The sequence below is a fragment of the Brachyspira sp. G79 genome (assembly GCF_002379365.1).
Lineage (GTDB): Bacteria > Spirochaetota > Brachyspiria > Brachyspirales > Brachyspiraceae > Brachyspira.
In genome coordinates, this window is sequence record NZ_JQIU01000008.1 from 1,671,823 (window position 1) to 1,678,461 (window position 6,639).

Here is a 6,639-nt window from a genome sequence, read left to right on the forward strand (position 1 = left end):
AATATTTGATGCTTCATCATCATCTAAAGGATTTTCAGAGGCTTCTTCTTGTATGTCAGAAATCTCATCATCTTCTAATATATTATTTATATCAAGAAGTTCTTCATCACTATACTCTTTCATCTCTATATCTGAAATATCTGATGTACCTTCTGATTCTTCATCATCATCTAAAGGATTTTCATTTTTTATAAAAGAATCCTCTAAATTAAAATCTTCAACAGTTTCAATAGTATTCAATTCATCTTCTGATAATGATTCTTTTTCAGCAATTTTATGTATATCATTTTCTTCTTTAGAGTATATATTATCAACTATATAATTTTGGTCATTTAATAAATTTTCTTCTTTTTTATTGTCATTATCTTTTTTATCATCATTTGCTTCAGTATTACTTGATACATTTTGAAAAAGAGAAGACATGTCTAATTCAGAATCTGTAATATGATCTGCAGCCTCTAAATCATTTTCAGACAAACTTAAACTTTCTTCTAAATTTTTATATTGTTTATTTTCTTCATCTGTGTATGCATTACCTGAAGAACCTGATTTATCGTTGCTTGCTTTTGCCTGAGCGTTGTTAAATTCTTGTATATCTTTATTATATTCTTTAGAAGTTACTATACCTTGTATTTTTGGGCTGTCTTTATCAGTATTTCCTATAGATATTATAGGAAATTCATTCTCTTTAATTTTTATAGTTCTTTCTATAAGTTTATTAATATCATACTCATTGAGCGAGATGTCTCTATTATCCTCAAAAATACTAGCGAACTCTTTTTCCACTATTCAATTCTCTTCATAATTTTTTCTTATAGTTGAATACCTTTTTTGTATATTGATTACAGTGTCATTTGTAATAGGCGTATTATAATCAAAACTATAAGGAAAATAACCTAGTTCTGTCATACCGCCGCAGAGTTCTAAAACCTCAGCTAATGAAACACCATATCTGCAAAAATATACCCCTTGATTAACAACAGCTCCTTTTACTGTAATGCTTATTAATTTATTATCAATATTTTTATTTTTATGAAAAATATCTATACAAATACCAAATAAAAATACTAATAATACAAAAGATAAACAAAGTATTCTATCTCTCATGATATTATCGGTTAATTATTTATATAACTATATAATTTTATTTAATGATATCATTCTTTTTATTTGTAGTCAAGATTTATATAATATATTATTTATAGTAAAATAATGATATTTTATCTTGATAATTTACACAGCAGATGTATACTGTTAAAAATATAATACTCATTTCCGATAATAAATAAAAATAAAATTATATGGTGTTATAAATATGTTTGACTTAGATGTAGTAAATGCCTTCAGTAAAGGTACAGTAATTATATTAAAAAGCTATTTTAATTCTAAAGTTGGAAAAGGCGATGTTAGAATATACAGAAATGCCAATCATGTTGGAGGCGTTATAGTTTTTGTAGGAATTACTGGAGATTTAAGCGGAAGACTTATGTTTAATATGAGCAAAGCTACTGCTTTTAAATTGGCTTCTGCTCTTAATATGGAAGCTATAACTTCAATAGATGATATATTCATCGCAACAATTAAAGAATTTGTTAATATGGTTGCTGGAAGTGCTATTAATGATCTGTCTACAAAACATATAGATTTGGATATGACCCCGCCTGCTATACTTATGAGCGAGCAAATGTCTATGCTTGAAAAAGAAAATGATAAAATATTATCCATAAACTATAAAACTGAACTAGGCGAAATATTTATGAACTTAATTTTGTTTAATCAAGCTAATTAATAATAATGCCTAAAATAGTACAATATTTATTAATATTGTTTATTATAACTTTTATAATAAAAATCATTATTAATAATATTGCTGTAACGATAAAATCGAACAATTTTCTAAATAAATACTTCAAAGATGATGATAAATTATACTCTTTGGAAGAAGTTTCAAAGGCTTTCAAACTAGAAAAAGATCATTTTACTAGACTTTTAGAAACTTTAGAAAAATATCATTATTTCTCTTTCTTTAATAAGAAAGGAATTACTATGGTTAAAGATTTCTACTCAAAATATGAATTAAAATATTTGGTAAGGCTATTAAGTAAAAAACAAAAATTAAAATATTAAATAAATATTTTACATAATCTCTTTAATAAATAAATCACTGGAAGAAGATAAATCAACAATTTCCATCCCATCGCTAACTGTACCATCAAGGTGTTTTACTATAGAAAGCACAGGTCTTAAAGGAAGATTAGGATTTTGCTCTATTACTCTAGCTATAGAACCATTTGATAGTTTAACTCTTGTATTATTAGGATAAAATCCTATAGCCTTTTGAAATGCCTTCACAACATCACTGTCAAAATCTTTTTTAGCAAGCGATATTATAATCTTCACAGCTTTATCAGGAGTATAAGGTACTCCATGTTCTCCTTTAGTTATAAGATTATTAAAAGTATTACATACAGCTACTATTTTACTGTAAAGGCTTATATCCTTATTATCTTTTTGAAAAGGATACCCGCTTCCATCATACTTTTCATGATGTTCGAGTACAATATCTGCTATATTATCGTCCAAATTATCTCTTTTTACAAGTTTATAACCTTGTGTGGGGTGTTTTTTTAATATAGCTTCTTCATCTTTAGTGAGATTTACCTTTGTAAGCAAACTCTCCTGAATAAGAACCTTACCTATATCATGAACCAAAGCACCAAGCATAATGTTGGACATATCTACTTTAGTTAAATTTAATTCGCCTGCTGTAATAGCAGCTAAAGTAGCAACATCAACTGCATGTTTATACATTGTTTCATCTTTTCTTTTTAGCATAGAGAGATAAGAATGTGCTTCTTTATTTTCTACTATAGAAGAAAGCATATTATTAACTTCTTTTTTCATGGAATCAAAATCTATACCGCCGCCTTGTTTGGCAGTTTCATATAATGATTTAGTTTTTTCTATGGTCATTTCCTTTTTTTTGGCAACTTCTTCACTATCTATTTTTAATATTTTTTTACCGTTTTCTTCAATTAAACCTCTTACAACAGCTTTTTTACCATCTCCTGCAGTATTAACCGTATTCTCTTTTTTGAGGTCTAAAAGTTCCATTACACTAACTGTTGTAATAGAGTTTCTTTTTAAAGTTTCTATAATATCTTTTGTAATTACAGTACCAATATCCACTATTCTTTTATCGTCACTATTATATATATTACTGGCTACTTTCATTCCCTCTTTTACTTCATTTAACGGTATAATAATTTTTGCCATTTAAAACCCTCTCTATATATAATATATAAAAATTATCATAATATCACTATATAATATCATATAGTGATATATTATCAAGTATAATTTATGATAATAAAATTATTACGCTATTTAATTTTATACTTGTATATACCTAAACAAATATAATTTATAAATTTTGAACCATTTATAAACATAATGATAAGTTATAAATAACATAAAGTATTATTAATTATTGATAAAACAAGTTTTAAATGTATGATAATACCTGTATTTTAATCAAAAATGTAATTCTCCGTAACTGCAGGCTTTGCTACTCAAATATTCAAATTTAAAAAACTAATTTGTTGACAAACTGTATTTGTTTAGGTATATACTAAAAATATATATAATCTTGTCAAGTATTTTTGAAACAAGTCTACTATGTATTCTTCCCAAAACGTATAGATGTTACATTATATTTATTGAGCCTTAGTATAAACATAGCCACTATTACCGCCATAAAGAATGCTATTATTAAAAAATAATTGGCTATTGATACACTGCTTGCATTTTTAATACTATTAAGACGCTCTGATTTCGAGTTTATACTTTCATCTATAGCATTAGCTTCGGATATATTACCACTTTCCATAAGAGAGCCTTTTCTCATTCTTAAATTATCTATTTCTTTGATTATACTATCTGCTTCTCTGTCTTTTTTTATTTTTTGATAAAGATTATAACCCCATATTCCAACACCTACTACTGATAATACTCCTGTTACTATAATTAATACCAATATAGCAAATCTTCTTTTCTTTATACTCAAATTTGATATATTCAATGACTTTGACTTTATATCCTCTATATGATCTGTTAATTCTTTAGAATCAGGGTATGCAAGTTTAGCCTCTTCTATACAAGATAATAGATTAAGCATATATTTATATCTTTCAGACCTTTGAAAGTTCAGATAGTATTTGTCTATTTCTTTTATTTTATCTTCTACTGTATGTTTTACTGTTTTAGGCTTTAGAAAATATGCTTTTTTCTTTTTTTCTTCTTACTCTCTTCTTCTTGGCTTTCATCATTAGAGGAATTATCATCTTCTAATAAATTATTTTCATTATCAACATAGCCTTTATCAAGTTTTCTAATGCCTCCCAATGTACTTTCTTGGCTTACAGTATTTCCATTCCTATCTTTAATCTGCACTCTTATACCAAATGTATTTCTAAACATAGCCTCGGCACTTTCTACACTTGTATCTTTATTGATAACTATAAAAGCCTTTTGACTCTTTCTGGGGTCTGATATCTCAAATAATTTTATATTATCTGATTTATGTGCCCCTTTATATATTCCAAGCGATACGCCAAACTCCCTATCAAAAGCATCAAGAAGTTTTGATATAGACATGTCTAATGTAATCTTCATAACAAACCCTCGTTATATATGATCATTTTATCATATTTTACAATAAATAAAACATATATAGACAAAAAAAGAAAAAATATATGACATAATACTTGATTTTTATGAAGTATCATTTATAATCTAAGCAATAAAAAATGATACTATATCATAATATTGCCGAGATGGCGAAATTGGTAGACGCAGCAGACTCAAAATCTGCCTGAGGCAACTCAGTGAGGGTTCGAGTCCCTCTCTCGGCACATCAATATCTTAAATGAGTTTGCCTATGAATTACTCAGCTATAATAATAGATGATGATAATAACCGCTCTAACAAAGTAAAAGCGGCTCTTGAAAGCTCATCTATACAAGTCTTCATAGCTGAAAATCTTTATGAACTTATAAGTAAAATATATAAATACAGTATAAAGATATTGGTATTCAATCCTAATCTTGTGTGGATTAATGTTATAGAGTTTATAAGTGAATTACAAAAAATGCCTGAATTTAATGAGTTCTCTATATTTTTCCTCTATGAAAATATGGATTTGGATATGGAAAAAGAAGCTCAAAGACTAAATATCACTTGTATGAAATATCCTTCACATATAACTAAATTAGTCAGTAAAATAGAATCTTTATAATTTTTATGATTCTGTCATAAACTTTATAAAAAATGTTGTACCCTCACCAACTATTGATTCTACCTCTATAGTGCCTTTATGCTCAGATATGATTTTTTCAACTGTGGCAAGCCCTATTCCAGTACCTCTATCTTTGGAAGTAAAATAAGGTTCAAAGATTTTATGCAAATTGCTGCTTTCTATTCCTATGCCAGTATCTGTTATACTTACTATAAAAAATTCATTTAAATCTATTATCTCATGATATGAAGAAATATATATTATAAAACTTTTAGAATTTTCCATAGCCTCTACAGCATTTTTTATTAGATTTCTAAATGCCATTATAAATTTTTCTCTATCCATATTGATAAAATGATCGTGTTTGCTCAAAACAATATTAAATTGTATATTATTAATATTTTTGAAAGATTCTACTACCTCAATAATAACACTATTAATTGACTGCTTCTCATCAGAAAGTTTAATAGCAAAAGAAAACTCTGAAAAAGATTTTATAAGGCTAGATATTATATTAGCATTTTTTACTATAATAGCTGTAGATTTTTTTGATTTTTCAACATCTTTTTCTGTCATATTTATAGATAATTTTCTTTCAATAAGCTCAGCATTCATTATTATAGGCATAAGCGGATTTTTTATCTCATGTGCTACTTTTATAGCAGCCTCTCTCCAAGTTTCAAGCCTAGCTCTTGTATTTTCTCTATCTCTATGGTATTTTAAAGCCCTAGCCATTACATTAAACCTGTGAATCAAATTCCTCATATCATGTACACCGCCAAGCTTCATATCTATATTAAAATCTGCATTGGTTATTGAATTTGTGGCATTAAGTATCAAACTTATAGGTCTTGTTATGAGCCTTGAAAGAGCAATACCAAGAATTATAGAAAAAAAAGTTGATATACCCAATATAAATAAATATAAAAGATTAAGTATTACAGAAAACTCATTTGCAAACATATTGACAGAATTATATATCCTAAAGGCCTCCAAAGCACTATTTCTAATTTCTATATAGTTTTTAGGCATAACTTCAGACCATATCACATAATTATTAGTATAAGATAAAGGAATTATAGCATTTACATAAAAAAGTCCGTTATATTCACTGTTCACAAATATAGTGTTTTCATTATCAAGTTTATAATTAATATCTAAAGGTATGTAATTTCCAGAATTAAAAAATATTATGTTATTTCCATTATAAGAATTTGATAAAAAAACTATATTATTAAAATATTCTGATTCTTTAACCATTTTATATATGCCATTATAATCAAAATTTCCAGATTTAATATTTTTATATAGATTATTGAAATAATTAATACCAACACTGTCTA

At 26.5% G+C, this 6,639-nt stretch carries 6 protein-coding genes, 1 tRNA gene and 2 pseudogenes; 4 read left to right on the forward strand and 5 right to left on the reverse strand.

Features of this window, described 5'->3' with window-relative positions; genetic code table 11:
- Nucleotides 1-786: pseudogene (locus tag KQ44_RS14430) on the reverse strand (hypothetical protein); the annotation flags it as partial.
- 3 nt (nucleotides 787-789) lie between these two features.
- Nucleotides 790-1,107 (reverse strand): SLBB domain-containing protein, encoded by a 318-nt coding sequence (locus tag KQ44_RS08800; RefSeq protein ID WP_096737088.1) that lies wholly within the window; start codon nucleotides 1,105-1,107, stop codon nucleotides 790-792.
- A 208-nt stretch (nucleotides 1,108-1,315) separates the two neighbouring features.
- On the opposite strand from KQ44_RS08800, the gene KQ44_RS08805 reads away from it, so the two are divergent.
- Together KQ44_RS08805 and KQ44_RS08810 are read left to right on the forward strand one after the other, a co-directional pair.
- Complete coding sequence (locus tag KQ44_RS08805) at nucleotides 1,316-1,789, forward strand: chemotaxis protein CheX (protein WP_013114385.1); 474 nt, start codon at nucleotides 1,316-1,318, stop codon at nucleotides 1,787-1,789.
- Nucleotides 1,790-1,794: 5 nt separating this feature from the next.
- A complete protein-coding gene (locus tag KQ44_RS08810) occupies nucleotides 1,795-2,127 on the forward strand; it encodes a hypothetical protein (protein WP_096737089.1) in 333 nt (110 codons plus the stop codon).
- A gap of 9 nt (nucleotides 2,128-2,136) precedes the next feature.
- On the opposite strand, the gene KQ44_RS08815 is transcribed toward KQ44_RS08810, so the two are convergent.
- Nucleotides 2,137-3,276 (reverse strand): HD domain-containing phosphohydrolase, encoded by a 1,140-nt coding sequence (locus KQ44_RS08815; RefSeq protein ID WP_096737090.1) that lies wholly within the window; start codon nucleotides 3,274-3,276, stop codon nucleotides 2,137-2,139.
- A 400-nt stretch (nucleotides 3,277-3,676) separates the two neighbouring features.
- A pseudogene (locus KQ44_RS08820) lies at nucleotides 3,677-4,674 on the reverse strand (hypothetical protein).
- 155 nt (nucleotides 4,675-4,829) lie between these two features.
- Here KQ44_RS08820 and KQ44_RS08825 point away from each other — a divergent pair.
- Nucleotides 4,830-4,913 (forward strand) — tRNA-Leu (locus KQ44_RS08825).
- Nucleotides 4,914-4,939: 26 nt separating this feature from the next.
- On the forward strand, nucleotides 4,940-5,296 hold the full coding sequence (locus tag KQ44_RS08830; protein WP_096737091.1) for a response regulator: 357 nt from the start codon (nucleotides 4,940-4,942) through the stop codon (nucleotides 5,294-5,296).
- Between the two features lie 3 nt (nucleotides 5,297-5,299).
- On the opposite strand, the gene KQ44_RS08835 is transcribed toward KQ44_RS08830, so the two are convergent.
- Nucleotides 5,300-6,639 (reverse strand): HAMP domain-containing sensor histidine kinase (locus KQ44_RS08835; RefSeq protein ID WP_096737092.1); only part of this gene is annotated, 1,340 nt, incomplete at its 5' end.

Excerpts from the sequence above, each read along its gene's own strand:
- KQ44_RS08805 (WP_013114385.1), top strand. The coding sequence starts at position 1,316 with ATGTTTGACTTAGATGTAGTAAATGCCTTCAGTAAAGGTACAGTAATT.
- KQ44_RS08830 (WP_096737091.1), top strand. The coding sequence starts at position 4,940 with ATGAATTACTCAGCTATAATAATAGATGATGATAATAACCGCTCTAAC.
- KQ44_RS08800 (WP_096737088.1), bottom strand. The coding sequence starts at position 1,107 with ATGAGAGATAGAATACTTTGTTTATCTTTTGTATTATTAGTATTTTTA.
- KQ44_RS08815 (WP_096737090.1), bottom strand. The coding sequence starts at position 3,276 with ATGGCAAAAATTATTATACCGTTAAATGAAGTAAAAGAGGGAATGAAA.
- KQ44_RS08810 (WP_096737089.1), top strand. The coding sequence starts at position 1,795 with ATGCCTAAAATAGTACAATATTTATTAATATTGTTTATTATAACTTTT.